The organism is Nocardia sp. NBC_01327 (genome assembly GCF_035958815.1).
In the GTDB taxonomy this organism is placed as follows: domain Bacteria; phylum Actinomycetota; class Actinomycetes; order Mycobacteriales; family Mycobacteriaceae; genus Nocardia.
Window position 1 is genome coordinate 1,821,157 of record NZ_CP108383.1, and the last position, 17,621, is coordinate 1,838,777.

Here is a 17,621-nt window from a genome sequence, read left to right on the forward strand (position 1 = left end):
CACGGCCATCTCGGGCCCTGCCCGCACCCGGTGACCCAGTACCGCCTTTCGGCGCAAGCAACCCAGGTGCACCGACGGCTTCTATACCGAAACCGTCGGTGCACCTGGGTTGCTTGCCTCCCGGGCAGGGTTGATCAGCACGGGGTGCGGGCAAAGCCCGAGATGGCCGTGCTGGGCACGCTGGGAGGGGTACCCGGTTTACCTCCCGCGGTCGGGGAGCCACCTGCGGTACCAGCTCGGTCGACCGGCTGTGGTCCCGTTCTCGAGAACAAGACCAAGGACAAGAACGGGTGGGGGTCTAGCTGTGGCCGAGTTGTTCTTCGTTGATGAGGTCTTCGAACTCTTCGGTGAGTTCCTTCATTTCGTCGGGGAAGACCCAGCGGCGCATGGCGTAGAAGCGGAATGCCATCTGCAGGAGGTTGCCGATGATGAAGGCGCTGAAGAAGTCTGCGACGTTCTCTACGGTGAAACTCACATTCGGCTGGCGCAGGTCGAAGACGTAGCTGGAGATATAGAGCGGGAGGCTGGCCAGGAGTACGCCGATACCGCTCACTGCGAAGAACAGCAGTGCCTCGTGATGCTTCTCGCGGCCGCCGCGCTTGTCGAAGGTCCATTCGCGATTGAGGATGTAGGACACGATGACGGCGATGGTGCCGGACAGGATGCGGGCGATCGTCGGCTTGGTGTCCAGTACGGTCCACTTCAGCAGGTAGAAAATGCCGATATCGATAACGAAGGTCGTCGCACCGACAATGGCGAACTTGAGCAGTTCGGAATGCCGGTCTGCGAGGTCCCGCAACGGTGTGGGCAGGACGTTTATGACCTTGTCGACAAATGACACCAGACGAGTCTACGTCGCTCATCGATGCTGAGACCAACCCGCGGGGGGTGGGGGGTGGGTGCCATGACAACATTTACGAACGTGAGCGCACGTTCCTTCGATAGTTCCGCGATGCCCACCGTCACCATGATCGGTGGCGGCCAGCTCGCGCGCATGACCCATCAGGCGGCCATTGCGCTGGGCCAGCGGCTGCGAGTGCTGGCCGAGCGGCCCGACGACCCGGCCGCGCAGGTGACCCCGGATGTCGTCTACGGCAGCCACAACGATCTGGCGGCGCTGCGCAAAGCGGCCGTCGGCTCGTATGCGCTGACCTTCGACCACGAGGGCGTGCCGACCGAGCATCTCGAGGCGCTCATCGCGGAGGGCGTGAATGTGCAGCCGCCGCCGAGCGCGCTCATCTTCGCCCAGGACAAGCTGATCATGCGCCGCAAGCTGGCCGAGCTGGGTGTGCCGAGTCCGGCGTTCGCCGAGGTCTCCTCGGTCGCCGATGCGGTGGCGTTCGCCGATGCGCACGGCTGGCCGTTCGTGCTGAAGGCCGTGCGCGGCGGTTATGACGGCCGCGGCGTGTGGATGCCCGCAGATGCCGCCGAGACCGAGCGCATTGTCACCGATCAGCTGGCGCACGGTGTTTCGCTGCTCGCCGAGACCAAGGTGGATTTGAAGCGCGAGCTGTCTGCCATGGTGGCCCGGTCCCCGTTCGGTCAGGCCGCCGCCTGGCCGGTGGTGGAGACCGTGCAGCGCAATGGTCAGTGCGCGGTGGTCATCGCGCCCGCGCCCGGCCTGTCCGAGCGCAAGGCGACCGAGGCCGAGGCCCTGGCGCTGCGCCTGGCGGCCGAACTCGGCGTCACCGGAGCCATGGCCGTCGAGCTCTTCGAAACCCACTCCGGTGAGCTGCTGGTGAACGAGCTGGCCATGCGCCCACACAATTCCGGCCACTGGGGCATGGACGGCGCCTGCACCGGTCAGTTCGAGCAGCATCTGCGGGCGGTCCTGGACTATCCGCTCGGCTCGACCGCCGCGCTGGCTCCGGTCACCGTGATGTCGAACATTCTCGGCGCTGCCGAGGCCCCGGAGATGTCCATGGACGAGCGCCTGCACCACCTGGCGGCCCGCCTGCCGGAGGCGAAGGTGCACCTCTACGGCAAGGGCGAGCGCCCCGATCGCAAGATCGGCCACATCAATATTCTCGGCGACGACCTCGACAGCACTCGCGAGAAGGCGGAGCGCGCGGCGTACTGGATGTCGCACGCGATTTGGACCGACGGATGGGATCCGCATCATGACTGACACCGCGCAGGTAGGCCTGATCATGGGCAGCGACTCCGACTGGCCCACCATGGTGGCCGCGGCAGAAGCCTTGGCCGAGTTCGGAATTCGCTTCGAGGTCGGTGTCGTCTCGGCGCACCGCACCCCCCAGCGCATGCTCGACTACGCCAAAGAGGCTGCGGGCCGCGGCATTCAGGTCATCATCGCCGGCGCGGGCGGTGCCGCCCACCTCCCCGGCATGGTCGCCTCCGCCACCCCGCTCCCCGTCATCGGCGTCCCCGTCCCCCTCAAGCACCTCGACGGTATGGACTCCCTCCTGTCCATCGTCCAGATGCCCGGCGGCGTCCCGGTGGCCACCGTCTCCATCGGCGGCGCGCGCAACGCGGGCCTGCTCGCCGTCCGCATCCTCGGCGCCACCGACCCCGAATTGCGTTCCCGCATGGCCCAGTTCCAGGCCGACCTGGAAAAGATGGTCATCGAAAAAGACGCCGCCCTCCGCGCCCAGCTGCTGGGTTAGCCCGCGAAGGTCCAGCGCGCCCTGGGCCCGTACGGAGCGGTCAGCATGGCCTCGAGCTGTGCGGGCGTGACCGTGCGCCGGGCATCACTGTTCTCGACCATGAAGGTCAAGGTCGAGAACAGCGCGTTCGCGTCTTGATTCCAGGCCTTCGGCCGCAGGGTGTAGCGGCGGTCGCTCGCCTTGGAATAGGTGCTCGGGTCGTGGATGCGAAAACTGATGTAGGGCTGCTGATTTCGGTCCGCCGTTGTCCGGCCCCGCAGCACGACGACCTGCTCCCACGGAATTCGCCAGCGGTCACCCAGTGCGAGGTAGTCGGTGGTGAGCACCAGCGGCCGCTGCCTGGCGAAGCCCAGGACGCCGATCACGACGCAGACGGTGACGAGCACGGCCCCGACGACGGTCAGAGCGGGGAGGTGAGCGTCGATGCCCACCAGCGTAATTCCGGTCATCATGGCGATCACGACCGGAAGCACCACGATGCTGAAGTCGTTCCGCATCCGATATCGCAGCAGCACGCCCTGGTCGATCTGTTCGATCACGGCACTCGGCTTGCCGAATATCAGTGTGAGCGGAATGAACAGGGCGATCGGGTCGAAGAAGACCGCGAAGCCGGCCGGTATGTGCCCGGCCCAGGCGCCGAAAGTGATTTTGGCGGCTACCGCCCACAGGCACAGCACGATGAAGAAGCCGATTGTCTTCGTGCTATCGCCGGCCTCGGCGGGGGCTTCCCAGCGCAATATCCACTGATACGCGGGCGGCGTCGACGCATTGCCGGGAATCGCGGGGTATTGCGTGCTCATCGTCGCCGAGCGTAGCGGCGCGCCGGCATCCCGCAACCGGGGCGACGGCGTGCCGTGGTGGCGCTGGTGCCTGACGACCCGTCGGGCTCGCTACCGTTGACCGATGCCCACCGACCTGCCCGCCCGTGCCCGCATCGACGCGGAGTCGACTGCTCGTCGTCTGACCGTGGTGGATCAGGCGCTGCGGTTGTTCGCCGAGAAGGGTTATGAGGCAACAACTGTGGAGGAGATCGCGGAGGCGGCGGGGATTTCGCGGCGGACGTTCTTTCGGCAGTTCCGGTCCAAGGAGGATGTGGTCTTCGCCGACCACGAGTCGCAGTTGGCGCAGGCGCGGGAGTTTCTCGATGCCGCGCAGGGTGATCCGTGGGATGCGGTGATCGAGGCGGTCGTGGCGGTGTTCGAGCGGTTCACGCAGTGGCGGGAGCTGGCGGCGCGGCGGTACGGCGTGGTGCGGCAGGTGCCGACGCTGCGCGAGCGGGAGATCGTCACCGTGTTCCGCTACGAGCGGCTGTTCACCGATTATCTGCGCGGCCGGCTGCGGGGCGAATCGGATCTGCTGCTGGTGCAGTTCACGGCCGCGGTGACGGCAACGCACAACTATCTGCTGCGGCGCATGGTGCGCGGTGAGTCCGATGCGAGTCCGGCCGACCTGCGTGCGGCGCTGGCGGCGATTCCGCGTGCCGCGACCGGGCCGGATCCCGCGCTCGGTCCGGCGGGCGTCCCCGATTCCGCTGATCAGATGGTGGTGGCCGTCTTTCCGAGGGATATGCCGTCGCGGCAGGTCGCCGATCTTCTGGCCCGGCGGCTCGATACGCTGTGAGGTGTCCGGAGTGGCACAAATGACACTGCGTGCCACGCTTGTGTGACGAGATAAGCGCACGTTGCCGTGATCCAACGGCGTATGCTTGGCTTTGATTGGCACTGAGTGCCGAGTTGGTGGCGAGGCTGGGAAACCAGCGGCGATCCGATCCGAACGACGCAGGAGACGAACCCATGGCGGGCAACCCCGATTTCGATCTGTTCAAGCTCGAGGATTTCCACGACGAGCTCCGCGAGGCCATTCGCGGACTGTCCGAGAAGGAGATCGCCCCGTACGCGAAGGACGTCGACGGCAACTCCCGCTTCCCGCAGGAGGCGCTGACCGCCCTCAATGCCGCCGGCTTCAATGCCGTGCACGTGCCGGAGGCCTACGGCGGCCAGGGCGCCGACTCGGTCGCCACCTGCATCGTGATCGAAGAGGTCGCCCGCGTCTGCGGTTCCTCCTCGCTCATCCCCGCGGTCAACAAGCTCGGCACCATGGGCCTGATCCTGCAGGGCTCCGAGGAGCTCAAGCAGAAGGTGCTGGCGGATATCGTCGCCGGCGGTATGGCCTCCTACGCGCTGTCCGAGCGTGAAGCCGGTTCCGACGCCGCGAGCATGCGCACCCGGGCCCGCCAGGACGGCGAGGACTGGATCATCAACGGCTCCAAGTGCTGGATCACCAATGGCGGCAAGTCCGATTGGTACACCGTCATGGCCGTGACCGACGCCGACAAGGGCGCCAACGGCATTTCCGCGTTCATGGTCCACAAGGACGATGAGGGCTTCGTCGTCGGCCCGCTGGAGCACAAGCTGGGCATCAAGGGTTCCCCGACCGCCGAGCTGTACTTCGAGAACTGCAAGGTTCCGGGCGACCGCATCATCGGCGAGCCGGGCACCGGTTTCAAGACCGCCCTGCAGACCCTGGACCACACCCGCCCGACCATCGGCGCGCAGGCCGTCGGCCTGGCGCAGGGCGCCCTGGACGCGGCCATCGCGTACACCAAGGACCGCAAGCAGTTCGGCAAGGCCATCGCCGACTTCCAGAACACCCAGTTCATGCTGGCCGATATGGCCATGAAGGTCGAAGCGGCCCGCCTGATGGTCTACACCTCCGCGGCCCGTGCCGAGCGTGGCGAGAAGAACCTCGGTTTCATCTCCGCCGCCGCCAAGTGCTTCGCCTCGGATGTGGCCATGGAGGTCACCACCAATGCCGTGCAGCTCTTCGGCGGCGCGGGCTACACCACCGACTTCCCGGTGGAGCGCATGATGCGCGATGCCAAGATCACCCAGATCTACGAGGGCACCAACCAGATCCAGCGTCTGGTCATGTCGCGTCAGATCCTGCGCTGATTCGCGCGGGTCACGGATCGGCGTAGCCGATCGCGCAGATCCCCGGAGGCGGTTCCGAGTTCATCTCGGGACCGCCTCCGGCGCGTTATGAATCGGTGCAGTTCAGGCGGGTTCGCGGGGGAAGGTTGCGGCTCGGTTGCGATAGCTCATTGTTCGCTTAAGTAACGCTCACGGATCCCACAGCGACATCCCCTGTGACACATGGCCCGTCGGGGGGCCTGTACTTCCGCTTGTTCTTGTTCGAATGGGGATATGGGCCATGGATTTTCGTGAATTCTTCGTGCGGCAACGCGCGTTCTTCGGCAAGCACAAGATCGCCTCGGCTGCCGCGGTGCCGGCTGTCCTGGGTATAGCGACTGTGGTCGCCGTCTCATTCGCGCTGCCGTCCACCAACACTCGCAATGCCGATCCGCGCCTCACCTCCTCGGTCACGGAATGCCATGACATGGTGACGATTTCGGTGGCGGGCCGCAATGACTCGCCCAATGAGGCGACCACGAAGATGCTGGTCGACGCGAACGGCAACGCACTGCCCGCCGCGCTGTCCGGCGACTACAGCAGCGAGTGGCTCGATCCGGTGGTCAACGCCCCCAATGCCGATCCGAACTCGAACAATGCCGCGGTCTACATCGCGTACCCGGCCAACCTGAACACCGAGGCGGACGCGGTCAACACCGGCGTCGCCAATACCGAACAGGTCATGCGGGAGATCTCGGCCGCATGCCCGAACACCAAGTTCTCGATCGTCGGGTACAGCGAGGGATCCGTCGTGGTCCGTCAGGTCGCCCAGCAGGTCGGGCATCAGACCGCCGATCAGAACGGCAAGTACGGCATCGTCGATCCGAACAATGTGCTGGGTGTCGTCATTCTCGCCGACGCGGGCCGCTCGGCGGGCGAGGGTCCGTTCATCGGCGCGACGGACCCGAACCATCCGGACGGCTACGACGCGAACTTCGGCGGCAAGACCGCGGGCGGTCAGGGCGCACTGCCGGACACCGCGGGTGACTTCGGTTCGCTGAACGGCAAGATCGCCTCGTTCTGCTCCGACGGCGACGACACTTGCTCTGCGCCACAGAACATTTCGCTGCTGCAGCTGGCCATCAACGTCGGCAGGCACATCAATGTGGATGATCTGCAGAACAACGGCCTCACCCCGGCGACCGGGCAGGATGTCGCGGTCAATCTCGCCGGTATCGCCCTCGCCGCCTTCCAGGACATCGCGTCCACGCCGCACTGGCTGCAGAGCAACGAGACCTTCCTGCAGGTGCTGCTGAAGGTGTCGACCCCGGGCTACAAGCCGGGAACCCAGACGGCGGCTCCGGTCGCGGCGAGCTCGATCGCGACCAATCAGATGTCGGATCTGGCGTACCTGCCGCAGAAGGTGTTCAACGAGATCGTCGGCCTGATCGTGACGAATACGAACACCATCCCGGTCATCCTGAGCGATCCGTACAACCAGACCCTCGGCCCGGATCGCACCGGCCACCACTTCGACTACTGGCATGACGCGGATCCGGCCAATGGCAAGCCGCTGACCTCCGCCGAATACGCGGCCGCCTGGCTCACCCATCTGGCGCAGCAGGCGCAGAACGGTCAGAAGGTCGATACCACCGCCAAGCCGGAACCGGCCGATCTCGCCGCCGCGTACAAGGCCGCGCAGCCGTCGACCACCACCGCGCCGACCACCACGACCGATCCGTCGAAGACCACCACGACGACGCCGAAGTCGAGCACGACCACGGTCACGACCACACCGAACGGCGATCCGAAGGCCGTGGCGTCGACGTCTCTCGCGCCGACCACCGCGCCGACCACAACGGTCGCGCCGACCACCACCGCACCGACCACGACCACCGATGCGATGGTTCCGGCGGCGGTGCAGCCGACCACGACCGCGCCGACCACGACCGCACCCACTACTACGACAACGGATTCCGCCGCCCCGACCACCACACCGCACGCGAACTGAGGACCGCGAGTCCTCCGGCGCGCGGTGCTCCCACGCCGAATCCTGTTCAGTAGCTAGATAATTGCTCCGGCAGCCGTCCGTTGCACGTGGTGCGACGGCACGGTTCGCCGGAGCTCTGCTTTTCGTGTTCCACAGGTAAAGGCCGAGTTTCGGGATTGTTGGGTCGGCTGCGGTAGGAGCACTATGGAGCAATGGCCGGAGTCGAAATCAACGACACCTTCGTCCGGCGCACGCTGGCCAATGGGCGAGTCGAAGAGGTCGCGTGGACGGAACTGGCGGAGGTGCGCCTCATTACGACGGCGGACGGACCGTTCGCCGAAGATGTCTTCTTCGTGCTGATCGGCGCCACCGGTAAGGGCTGTGTGGTGCCGCATTCGGCGGCGGACACCGCGTTCCTGGCGCGCCTGCAGGCGCTGCCGGGCTTCGACAACGACAAGGTGGTCGAGGCGATGCTCAGCACCGCCGACCGGCAGTTCCTGGTGTGGCGGCGGGCGCAGTCGCCCGACAGCCGGAGCGGCTACCGCGCCAACTAGCCCTGCCGATCAGCCGACGAGGTCGGCGTACTCCGGGTGCTCGCCGATGTACTTCTCGACATACCAGCAGGTGGGGATGATCGAGAAGCCTTCCGCGCGTGCATTGTTCAGCGCGTACTCGACCACCTGCGCGGCCACGCCGCGGCCCCGGAACTCGGGAAAGGTGAGGGTGTGCTGGATATCGCGGACCTTCTTGTCGCCCTGGGTACGCTCCGCGTAGTCGGCGTAGCCCGCGAGCGTCTCGTCGAGATAGATCTCGTAGCGGGTGGCGTCGACATTGTGTTCCAGCCTGGTACTCATGGTCTGTGTGAACTCCCTTGTGCGGTGGATTGTTCCGATGCGACCCGTCACAGGACCGCGCCGGGATTCAGTATTCCGTGCGGATCCAGGGCCTCTTTGATACGACGGGTGAGCGCCATCACATCGGGTCCGACCTGATCAGGGAGCCAGGCCTTCTTCAACCGGCCCACCCCGTGCTCGCCGGTGATGGTGCCGCCCAGGCCGATCGCGAGCTGCATGATCTCACCGAAGGCCAGGTGCGCGCGCTCGGATTCGTCGGGGTCGTTCGGATCGTGCACGATGAGCGGGTGGGTATTGCCGTCACCCGCGTGCGCGATGACCGAGATGACCACATTGCGCTGCCGCGCGATCTCGGCGATGCCGTCGACCAGATCGCCGAGCCGGGGCAGCGGTACGCCGACATCCTCGAGCAGTAGCGGCCCTTTGCGTTCCACGGCCGGAATGGCGAATCGGCGTGCGGCGCAGAAGGCTTCACCCTCATCGGGATCATCGGTCCGGAAAGCCTCTGTGGCCCCGGCCTTTTCGCAGGCCGCCAGCATGATGTCCGCCTCGTATCCGGCGTGCTCGCCGGGTGTGTCCGAGCGTGCCACCAGCAGCCCGGCCGCCGTGCGATCCAGCCCCATGCGCAGCTCGTCCTCGACGGCATTGATGGCGATCGAGTCCATGAATTCCAGCATGGACGGCCGCAGCGTGCCGGTGATGGCGAGAATCGCCGCGGTGGCGGCACTCAGCGTGGGGAAGGTCGCGACCACGGTGGACTGCGGCGGTTGCGCCGGCAGCAGCCGCAGCGTGAGTTCGGTGATGATGCCGAGCGTGCCCTCGCTGCCCACGAAGAGTTTGGTGAGCGAGAGTCCCGCCGAATCCTTGAGCCGCGGCCCGCCGAGGCGCACCACGGTCCCGTCGGCCAGCACCACCTCCATGCCGAGCACGTAATCGGTGGTGACGCCGTATTTCACACAGCACAGCCCACCGGCATTGGTGGCCGCATTGCCGCCGATGGAGCAGATCTCGAACGATGAGGGATCCGGCGGGTACCACAGCCCGTATTCGGCGACGGCCCGCTTGACCTCGGCATTGAGCAGTCCCGGCTGCACCACGGCGGTCCGGGTGACCTGGTCCACGGTGATGTCCCGCATGCGCTCGGTGCTCAGCAGCAGGGCCCCGTTCTGTGCGGTGGCCCCGCCGGACAGTCCGGTCCCGGTGCCGCGCGGCACCACCGGAATCCGGTGTTCGGCGGCCCATTTCAGCACCGCCGCCACCTGATCGGTGCGGGTCGGCCGGATCAGTGCCAGCGCCGTGCCGGCGTCCGGATCGAAGGCCCGGTCCTGCCGATAGCCATCGAGTATGTCCCGATCCGTCACCAGCATGCCGTCGGGCAGCAGGGCGCGGAGCGAGCCGAGATCGGGAGAACTGTGCGGGTCCACAGTTGTGAAACTACGGGATCAGCGGCCGGTGGTGGGTGCCCGATTCGTCGCAACCCTTCGCATTGTTAACCGATTGTTCTCCGTGTCGCCGGCCCTGGGTGATTGCCGCGTCTTCATATTTGGGACAGCATCCGAACCCATGCTGTCCGAACGCCTGAATCCCGCCGGTGACGTTCCCGATACCGGCATTCCCGAGCGGCTCGCCGCCACCATGACCATGACCGAGCAGTACGAGTGGCATCGCTCCTATCTGCGCCGCCATCCGGTCTCGCGCCGGAATTTCTTCCGCGGCTCCGCGGCCGCCGCGGCGGTGGCGGCGGTCGGCGTCTCGCCGTTCGGTGCGCGCGCGTACGCCGACGGGGCCACATTGGGCGTGGGCGGGCAGCATGTCGGCTTCGGCACGGATGCGTCCGGGCAACTGCGCTTTTCGGCGCAGCTGTCCCGGAATCCCGGCGGCGCCAAGGTCTTTCTCGAGCACGGGCCGACGCCGGTGCTCGGCGGCAGCGTCGAGGCCGAGGTGCGCAATCTGGTCACTCAGATCCCCAGCTCCGACGGGGGAGTGCTGGCGGCGGAACAGTTCTACGTGCACGCACCGGTCGACGGACTGCCGGGTCGGCTGCCGCACTTCTACCGCTGGCGCACCTCCGACGGCTTCGTGAGTGATGTTCGCTCGGTCGCCACCGCCATGCCGACGGCGCGCGCGGCCGTGGTGCCGTTCCGGTTCACCATGATGGGCGATCAGGGCACCGACGATGTGCCGGCCCAGCCCGGCGGTCTGAAGCCCGGAGACTACGACGATCTGTACTACGCGGCCGATAACGATCCCGCGGTGCCGCATACGAAGAACGTGCTGAACCAGATCGTCGCCGCGCGCCCGGATTTCCATGTGCTGGCCGGTGATATCGCCTACGCGGATCCGTCGGGCGCGGGTAAGAAGCCGCAGTACGTCGGCTCCGGCGGCAAGGTCCCGGACGGTTTCGACAAGTTCAACCCGTACGTCTGGGACGTGTACTTCGGCGCCATCGAGGCCAGCGCCTCGACCACCCCGTGGATGTTCGCCACCGGCAACCACGATATGGAGGCCGCCTACGGCACCCACGGTTACGGCGGACACCTTGCGCGCCTGGACTTTCCGGGCAACGGCCCCGCCGGTTGCCCCTCGGTGTACTCCTTCACCTACGGCAATGTCGCGGTGCTGTCCCTGGACGCCAATGACATCTCCTACGAGATCGGCGCGAACACCGGGTATTCCGGCGGCGCCCAGAACAGCTGGGTGGAAACAACTCTCGCCGGTTACCGCGCGAACCCGGATATCGACTTCATCGTCTGCTTCTTCCACCACTGCGCCTACTCCACCACCGACTCGCACGCCAGCGACGGCGGCGTGCGCGATGCCTGGTGCGCACTCTTCGACCGCTATCAGGTGGATCTGGTGCTGCAGGGCCACAATCACGTCTTCGAGCGCACCGACCCGATTCGCGGTGGCGCACAGTCGAAGGCGGCGGGCGACAATTCGATCGTCTACCCCGAGACCGACGGCACCGTCTACTACACCGTGGGCGGCGGTGGCCGTCCGCGCTACGGCTTCCAGCCCGGCTCCCAGGAAAGCTACCGCGGGCACGAGGTCGCGGAGACGGACGTGCCGAACAGCTATGTCTGGACGCCGGGTGGAACCAAGAATCCGGAGGATGCGCCCTGGTCCCGGGTGCGGTTCCGCAACTACTCGTTCATCCGGGTCGATGTGCGCCCAGGCTTCTTCTCCAGCGAAATGGATGTGACCGCGGTCGACGAGTACGGCCGCGAATTCGACAAGGTCACCTACCGCCGCCAGGTCCGCGGATAGGGCGCAGAAACACCCATTACGACCCAAACGGACACGCGACTGTTGTCGCGTCATGTTGATCTAGATTTGGCGCGTGCTTCCGGGGACGAACGACCTGACTGCTGCGGTGCTCGTCCTGGGGCAGGCCCCGCGGGCCTGGTACTGGCCAATATCCTGCAGGCCGCGGGTGTGGAATCGATCGTCCTCGAGCGCCGCGGCCGCGTGCAGGTCGAGCAGCGCGCGCGGGCGGGATTCCTGGCCCCGGACAGTGTCGCGATCCTGCGTGAGCACGGTCTGGCCGCCGGGCTCGATGCCCGCGGCCACACCCACGACCGCTGCGAATTCCGCAGTGCGGCAGGACGAATCGACCTGCGGTACAGCGAACTCGGCGGCGGCCGGATCCATACGGTGTACCCGCAGCAGGCGCTGGTCACCGATCTGATCGCGGAGTACCTGAGCCGGGGCGGCACGGTGCATTTCGATACCGCGGTCGAGCGAATCGAGGGCGTTCACGGCGACCGGCCCGCCGTCGTGGCCCGCGACGGTGAGGGCCGTGAGCTCCGGTTCACCGGCGACTATCTGGCCGGATGCGATGGCGCCCGCGGGATCTCGCGGACCGTGGTACCGGCCCGGGTCGCGAGCTGCGACCACGGCATCACCTGGCTGGCGCTGCTGGCGCAGGCGCCGCCGGCCGCCGAATCCGTCATCTACGGCGTGCACGCCCGCGGTTTCGCCGGGCATATGCCGCGGACTGCCGAGGTGACCCGCTACTACCTGCAGTGCGATCCGTCGACGGACCCGGAACAGTGGAGCGAGCAGCAGATCTGGTCCGAGTTGGCGCGGCGGCTGGACGCACCCGGAACCCCGGCGCTGATCACCGGCCCGATCATCGAACGGGGGCTGGTGCGACTGCGCTCGCAGATTCTGGACCCGATCCAAGCCGGGCGGCTGTTCCTGGTGGGGGATGCCGTCACCTCCATCAGCCCCTCGGCCGCCAAGGGCGCCAATCTGGCGATCACCGGGGCGGAGCTGCTCGCGCACGGTCTCATCGATGCCGTGCGCCGCGGCGATGAGACTGCGCTGCAACGCTATTCGAGGCAGCATCTGCCGCGAATCCGGCGCGCCCAGGAATTCTCGCACTGGATGATCGACCTGCTGCATCCACCGGTGGGCACGGGGCCCGACAACGCCTACCGGAGTGAACTGCAACAGGCGCGGCTGCACAATCTGGCCGTCTCGACGGCCCATCAGGATGTTTTCGCAGACAACTATGTCGGAATCTGAATCCCTCAGGAGTGCGCGTGACCACCGCAGTGACCGTCTCCACCTCCCCGTCCGGATTGACCCAGGCAGACCTGCGGCAGCGGGATGCCGTTGTGGCATTTCTGCGCAATCACGACACCCGCAGCACCTTGACGGCGATGCTGCCCGAGTTGACTGCTGGAGAGCGGGACGCGATCGCCGCCAGATGCGGACTATCGCATGCCGCGCTGCTGCTGTCCCCGCGTGATCTCACCGAATTGTCGGAGGTCCTCGCCGCGCGCGGACTCACCGCCGGTCCGGCCGCGCCCAGCACGGTGGTGAGAGGGCGGCTGGCGGCCCGCTACGGGCGCCCCGCAGCCCGCCTGGATGTGCGGATCGTGCACGCCCCGCTGGTTGCCGCCGATGATTCCCCTTGCACCGTAGAGGTTTTCGTCCTACTGCCGGTCGCTGACAGCCCACTCGGCGAGATCATCGCCGCCGAGCGCGACGCCGGCCACGAACAGCATGTCGCGCTGGCCACCGACACCTCCGACGATGTGGTGCTCACCGGGTTGCGGGCCCTGCTCACCGGTGCGGGCAACCTGCACAGTGACGGCGGCGGCTACAACGAGCACGAGAATGTGACCGTGCTCTATTTCCGCAGCATGTCCCAGGTCTCCGGCGAGCGCCCGTTCCGCCGGCTGGAGCTGCGATGTACGGGTGTGCACCCCCAGTTGCTGGCCACCCATCTGGCTGAATCACAGGACGCCCCAACCAAATTGCTGCGTTTGCTGACCGGTGCGTGGGCCACCCAGGCCCTGGCGGTCACCGCCACCCTCGGCCTGGCGGATCTGCTGGCCGCGCGACCGGGTTATCCGGTCGCCGAGCTGGCACGTGACAGCGGCGCCGAACCCGATGCCCTGCACCGATTGCTGCGGTATCTGCGCGAGCTCGGCATCGTGGCGCCCTCGCCCGGCGGGGACGGATATGTGCTCACCGAGCTCGGGGCGCTGCTGCCGAAAGCCGCGAGCCGGTCACTGCATCCGCTGGCCCGGCTCTACGGCGGCCACTTCTACGAGTCGTTCGGCCGGCTGGAGCAATCGGTGCGCACCGGGCAGCCCGCCTTCGACACCCATTTCGGGCAGCATCATTTCGAGTACTTCGCGGCGGTGCCCGAACGCGCGGAACTCTTCGACGAGGCCATGGCGGCCAGCGCCTCGATCTTCGGCCGGATCGACGAATTGATCGACCTCACCGCGGCCCACACCATGATCGATGTGGCCGGCGGCAACGGCGCCCTGCTGGCCGGACTGCTGCGGGCCGCGCCACATGCGCGCGGGGTGCTGTTCGAGCGGGAGTGCACACTGCAGACGGCGCGACCGGCGCTGGACCGCGCCGGTTGCCTCCCGCGCACCACCCTGATTCCCGGCGATTTCACCCAGGAGATTCCCGGCGGCGGCGACCTCTACTTCCTGTCCCGTGTACTGCACGACTGGGAAGACCCCGACTGCCGAACCATCCTGCTCCGCTGTGCCGAGGCCATGCCCGCCCACGCCAGCCTCTACATCATCGAACGCCTACTCCCGGAGGACGATTCACCCTCCCTGGCCCCCGCCTGGGATGTCCACATGCTCTGCAACGTAGGCGGCCGCGAACGCACCCTCACCGACTTCCGCACCTTGCTCGCCACCGCAGACCTCGTCCTCCGCGATTCCCAACCCCTGGCCATGGACTTCACCCTGCTGCGCGCCACCCACTGAGAGCAGCCCTGCCGAGGCGAAAAGCGCGGCATCCCAATGGATGCCGCGCCTGCCTGTCTACGGTCGACAACCGGATTCACCATCGCCGGGTAGGGCTCGGCAATGAATGAGGTGGTCAGGAACCCGAGTTGCCGCTGCCGGTCGAGGTGCAGCTGACAGTGGATGGAGCTGGCTGTGGCGGTGGGGGCGGCGTCGTGCCGTCGGTGCGCGGGAGCACGGTGACGATGATCGTTTCGATGGTCTTCCTTACGTCCTCGGTGGCTGTGAGGGTGTGCTGGCCGGCCGTGGTCGGAGTCCAGATGTGATTGCCGCCGCCTTCGCCAATGTTGGATGGAATCTCGATCCTGCCGACGCAGCTGCCGTTGTCGGTGAATGTAATGATGGGCAAGGGGCGCCTGATCGAGCCGCCGTCGACCAGTAGATCGGTCACGAATGGGATGGTCTGGCTCCTGGCGTCCGTCACTAGTTGCAGGTCATAGGTGTCGCCGACGTAGAGGGCGCTGGGGGTGTCTGTTCCGCTGATATTCCATATGGAGAAGGAGTCGGGAGTGCTCGCCGACGCCGCCGACGCGGTCATCATGACCGTCGCTGCAATTGCTGCCAAACCTGATGCGCTCCAACCGATTCGCCGCGTCAGGGTAGTTCTTCCGGTCACTGTCCACTCCACTCGTCGTTCCGGTTGCCCGGATCGGCCGACATTAACGCGAGCGGTTGTGAAGGGTGGTTATTTCACAACTTTGGCGGTGGGACAAACTGTCCCACCGCCTGCTGTTCCGAGGGTCAGCGAGTGGTGGCCCGGGGGAGGGTGAGGGCTGCGGCGAAGACGACTGCCACGATTCCCAGGGCGGCCAGGCCCGCGATTTCCATGGCGTGTACGAAATCGCCTACACCGTGGGCGCTTCCGAGGGCGGTGAAGAAGATGGTGCCCAGAACGGTTGCGCCGACGGCGTTTCCGAACTGCTGGGCGGTGGTGAGGACGCCCGCCGCCATACCGGCCTGGTGTGCGGGGATGCCGGAGGAGAGCACCGCGCCGATGGCCGACGGGATGGTCATGCCGTTGCCGGTGCCGACCAGGATCATGCCGGGGATGAGCGCCACCGCCGAGATGGAGGAGCCGTACCAGGCCAGCACGCCGACGGTGATGAGCAGGCCGGTGAGGCTGATGCTGGTGCCCAGCACCATGACTCGATTGCCGATGCGCTCGGCGACCTTGCGGGAGAGCAGTGAGCTGGTGGCGAAGGCGACGCCCAGCGGTGCGAAGGTGAGTCCGGCGGCCAGGGGTGACATGCCGAGCCCGTTCTGCAGGAGCAGGGTCAGGCAGAGCATGAATCCGGCGAAGAAGGCCAGGTAGCCGCCGGAGATCACCATGCCCGCCGCGAACACCCGCTCGCGCACCAGTTCGGTGTCGAGCACGGGCTGCCCGCCGCGGCGGGCCAGCCGGTCCTCGTAGCGCAGGGTGAGCAGCAGCACCGGGAGCGCGGCGGCCATGGACACCCAGGTCCACACCGGCCAGCCTTCGGGGCGGCCCAGTGTCACCGGAATCAGCACCAGCGCCAGTGCGGCCGAGATGCCCAGCGCGCCAATCGGATCCAGCCGGGGCCGGTGGGTCTGCTCATGCTGCGGAAGCCAGCGGGCGGCGAGGAATGCCGCGACCAGTCCGATGGGCACATTGATGAAGAAGATTGTCCGCCAACCCCATCCGAAGAGGTCGAGGTCGAGCAGTACGCCGCCGAGCACCTGCCCGGAGACCGCGCCGAGTCCGATGGTGGCGCCGAAGGCGGACATGGCCTTGGCGCGTTCGGCCGGCGGGAACATGGTGTTGATGAGCGCCAGCATCTGCGGCACCATGGCCGCCGCGGTGGCGCCCTGCAGTACCCGGAATCCGACCAGCGCCCAGGCATTCCAGGCCAGCCCGCACAGCATTGAGGCGACGGCGAAGGCGAGCATGCCGATCACGAACATGCGCCGGTGGCCGAACAGGTCGCCGAGCCGTCCGCCGGTGATGAGGCCGCTGGCATAGGCGAATCCGTAACCGCCGATGACCAATTCGAGGGCGGCCTCACCGGCGTGCAGGTCGGTTTGCAGTGAGGAGGCCGCGACATTGATGACGAAGTAATCGAACATCGCCATGAACATGGCGGTGAGGACGACCGGCAGCACTCGCCACCGGGCGGCGTATTCGCCCGGACCTGCCACTGGGTTCGTGGAAACCACTGCGCTGGCGCGGTTGTGAAGAATAGTCACGTCGTTCTCCCGAACGGTGGAGCAGGGACTCTGGGGGACGTGCGGCGCGCCGTTGCGCCTTGTCAGCTGCATAACCAACTGGTTAGTTGAAAGTATTCCACCGTCTTCGGCCTGTCAACTACTTAGTTGGTTATGATGGCTGGCATGGCAGTCAGGGACCCCGAGGCGACGAAGGCGCGGATCTTCGCCGCCGCCACCGCCGAATTCGCCGCGCACGGCATCGCCGGCGCCCGGGTGGACCGCATCGCGCGCAATGCCCAGGCCAACAAGCAGCTCATCTACGCCTATTTCGGCGATAAAGAGGCGCTGTTCCGGCAGGTCCTGGACAAGACCATGCTCACCGTCGCCGAATCGGTCACCACCGATATCGAAGACCTCGAGGCCTGGATCGACCAGCACATCGACTACCACCGCGAGCACCCCGAGCTGCTGCGCCTGCTCATGTGGGAGGCGCTGGAGCTCGGGGCCGAGAACGCGCAGGCGGGTGAGCTGCGCTGCGGCCGCTATCTGGAGAAGCGCACCAAGGTGGAGGTCGCGCAGGGCAAAGGCCTGATGCGCACCGATATGCCGTCCGGCAATATCCTCATGCTGCTGATGAGCATGATCAACTATCCGCTCGCGGTACCGCAGGTCGCCGCGTTCACCCTCGGCCCCGACTCCGATCCGGAGAGCGCCCGTGCCTGGACCAAGGACGCTATCCGCCGCATCGTCGCTCCACCCGAAACGAGCGACTGAGCGATTGCCCGAACGGC

16 protein-coding genes are annotated in these 17,621 nt (G+C 66.7%); 10 read left to right on the forward strand and 6 right to left on the reverse strand.

The window, feature by feature from the left end; translation table 11 throughout:
* Nucleotides 1–298 precede the first annotated feature (298 nt).
* Complete coding sequence (locus tag OG326_RS07825) at nt 299–841, reverse strand: GtrA family protein (RefSeq protein ID WP_327143934.1); 543 nt, start codon at nt 839–841, stop codon at nt 299–301.
* 81 nt (nt 842–922) lie between these two features.
* Between OG326_RS07825 and OG326_RS07830 the strand changes: the two genes are divergently transcribed.
* Together OG326_RS07830 and purE are read left to right on the forward strand one after the other, a co-directional pair.
* Complete coding sequence (locus OG326_RS07830) at nt 923–2,128, forward strand: 5-(carboxyamino)imidazole ribonucleotide synthase (protein ID WP_442790927.1); 1,206 nt, start codon at nt 923–925, stop codon at nt 2,126–2,128.
* Nucleotides 2,121–2,624: a 5-(carboxyamino)imidazole ribonucleotide mutase gene (gene purE, locus OG326_RS07835; RefSeq protein ID WP_327143935.1), complete on the forward strand. Its 504-nt coding sequence runs from the start codon at nt 2,121–2,123 to the stop codon at nt 2,622–2,624. The genes OG326_RS07830 and purE overlap by 8 nt, the downstream gene beginning before the upstream one ends.
* Here purE and OG326_RS07840 read toward each other — a convergent pair.
* Nucleotides 2,621–3,424: a hypothetical protein gene (locus OG326_RS07840; protein ID WP_327143936.1), complete on the reverse strand. Its 804-nt coding sequence runs from the start codon at nt 3,422–3,424 to the stop codon at nt 2,621–2,623. The genes purE and OG326_RS07840 overlap by 4 nt on opposite strands.
* A gap of 103 nt (nt 3,425–3,527) precedes the next feature.
* Between OG326_RS07840 and OG326_RS07845 the strand changes: the two genes are divergently transcribed.
* The 4 genes from OG326_RS07845 to OG326_RS07860 all read left to right on the forward strand — a co-directional run bounded on the left by OG326_RS07845 (nt 3,528) and on the right by OG326_RS07860 (nt 8,077).
* Nucleotides 3,528–4,244 (forward strand): TetR family transcriptional regulator, encoded by a 717-nt coding sequence (locus OG326_RS07845; protein WP_327143937.1) that lies wholly within the window; start codon nt 3,528–3,530, stop codon nt 4,242–4,244.
* Between the two features lie 173 nt (nt 4,245–4,417).
* Complete coding sequence (locus OG326_RS07850) at nt 4,418–5,575, forward strand: acyl-CoA dehydrogenase (protein ID WP_327143938.1); 1,158 nt, start codon at nt 4,418–4,420, stop codon at nt 5,573–5,575.
* 259 nt (nt 5,576–5,834) lie between these two features.
* On the forward strand, nt 5,835–7,544 hold the full coding sequence (locus tag OG326_RS07855) for a cutinase family protein (RefSeq protein ID WP_327143939.1): 1,710 nt from the start codon (nt 5,835–5,837) through the stop codon (nt 7,542–7,544).
* Between the two features lie 191 nt (nt 7,545–7,735).
* Nucleotides 7,736–8,077 (forward strand): hypothetical protein, encoded by a 342-nt coding sequence (locus OG326_RS07860; protein WP_327143940.1) that lies wholly within the window; start codon nt 7,736–7,738, stop codon nt 8,075–8,077.
* A 9-nt stretch (nt 8,078–8,086) separates the two neighbouring features.
* Here the strand turns inward: OG326_RS07860 and OG326_RS07865 are convergent, their stop codons facing one another.
* Complete coding sequence (locus OG326_RS07865) at nt 8,087–8,377, reverse strand: GNAT family N-acetyltransferase (RefSeq protein ID WP_327143941.1); 291 nt, start codon at nt 8,375–8,377, stop codon at nt 8,087–8,089.
* Between the two features lie 47 nt (nt 8,378–8,424).
* Nucleotides 8,425–9,744, reverse strand: a complete 1,320-nt coding sequence (locus OG326_RS07870) for an FAD-binding oxidoreductase (protein ID WP_327146409.1) — start codon at nt 9,742–9,744, stop codon at nt 8,425–8,427.
* Nucleotides 9,745–9,940: 196 nt separating this feature from the next.
* Between OG326_RS07870 and OG326_RS07875 the strand changes: the two genes are divergently transcribed.
* The 3 genes from OG326_RS07875 to OG326_RS07885 all read left to right on the forward strand — a co-directional run bounded on the left by OG326_RS07875 (nt 9,941) and on the right by OG326_RS07885 (nt 14,625).
* Nucleotides 9,941–11,644, forward strand: a complete 1,704-nt coding sequence (locus OG326_RS07875) for a metallophosphoesterase (protein WP_327143942.1) — start codon at nt 9,941–9,943, stop codon at nt 11,642–11,644.
* A 66-nt stretch (nt 11,645–11,710) separates the two neighbouring features.
* On the forward strand, nt 11,711–12,907 hold the full coding sequence (locus tag OG326_RS07880; RefSeq protein ID WP_327143943.1) for a 4-hydroxybenzoate 3-monooxygenase: 1,197 nt from the start codon (nt 11,711–11,713) through the stop codon (nt 12,905–12,907).
* Between the two features lie 17 nt (nt 12,908–12,924).
* Nucleotides 12,925–14,625 carry a methyltransferase gene (locus OG326_RS07885; protein ID WP_327143944.1) on the forward strand — a complete coding sequence of 567 codons (1,701 nt, stop codon included), beginning with the start codon at nt 12,925–12,927 and terminating at the stop codon, nt 14,623–14,625.
* 115 nt (nt 14,626–14,740) lie between these two features.
* Here OG326_RS07885 and OG326_RS07890 read toward each other — a convergent pair whose 3' ends face one another.
* The gene (locus tag OG326_RS07890) at nt 14,741–15,280 is read right to left on the reverse strand and encodes a hypothetical protein (RefSeq protein ID WP_327143945.1); all 540 of its coding nucleotides are present in this window, start codon (nt 15,278–15,280) and stop codon (nt 14,741–14,743) included.
* A 125-nt stretch (nt 15,281–15,405) separates the two neighbouring features.
* Nucleotides 15,406–16,869, reverse strand: coding sequence for an MFS transporter (locus OG326_RS07895; RefSeq protein ID WP_327143946.1), 1,464 nt, complete (start codon nt 16,867–16,869; stop codon nt 15,406–15,408).
* Nucleotides 16,870–17,013: 144 nt separating this feature from the next.
* On the opposite strand from OG326_RS07895, the gene OG326_RS07900 reads away from it, so the two are divergent.
* On the forward strand, nt 17,014–17,604 hold the full coding sequence (locus tag OG326_RS07900; protein ID WP_327143947.1) for a TetR/AcrR family transcriptional regulator: 591 nt from the start codon (nt 17,014–17,016) through the stop codon (nt 17,602–17,604).
* Nucleotides 17,605–17,621: the final 17 nt, after the last annotated feature.

What these genes read in the sequence shown, in the direction of transcription:
- OG326_RS07845 (WP_327143937.1), top strand. Translation starts at nt 3,528, where the DNA reads ATGCCCACCGACCTGCCCGCCCGTGCCCGCATCGACGCGGAGTCGACT.
- purE (WP_327143935.1), top strand. Translation starts at nt 2,121, where the DNA reads ATGACTGACACCGCGCAGGTAGGCCTGATCATGGGCAGCGACTCCGAC.
- OG326_RS07850 (WP_327143938.1), top strand. Translation starts at nt 4,418, where the DNA reads ATGGCGGGCAACCCCGATTTCGATCTGTTCAAGCTCGAGGATTTCCAC.
- OG326_RS07865 (WP_327143941.1), bottom strand. Translation starts at nt 8,377, where the DNA reads ATGAGTACCAGGCTGGAACACAATGTCGACGCCACCCGCTACGAGATC.
- OG326_RS07840 (WP_327143936.1), bottom strand. Translation starts at nt 3,424, where the DNA reads ATGAGCACGCAATACCCCGCGATTCCCGGCAATGCGTCGACGCCGCCC.
- OG326_RS07860 (WP_327143940.1), top strand. Translation starts at nt 7,736, where the DNA reads ATGGCCGGAGTCGAAATCAACGACACCTTCGTCCGGCGCACGCTGGCC.
- OG326_RS07900 (WP_327143947.1), top strand. Translation starts at nt 17,014, where the DNA reads ATGGCAGTCAGGGACCCCGAGGCGACGAAGGCGCGGATCTTCGCCGCC.
- OG326_RS07855 (WP_327143939.1), top strand. Translation starts at nt 5,835, where the DNA reads ATGGATTTTCGTGAATTCTTCGTGCGGCAACGCGCGTTCTTCGGCAAG.
- OG326_RS07875 (WP_327143942.1), top strand. Translation starts at nt 9,941, where the DNA reads ATGCTGTCCGAACGCCTGAATCCCGCCGGTGACGTTCCCGATACCGGC.
- OG326_RS07870 (WP_327146409.1), bottom strand. Translation starts at nt 9,744, where the DNA reads ATGCTGGTGACGGATCGGGACATACTCGATGGCTATCGGCAGGACCGG.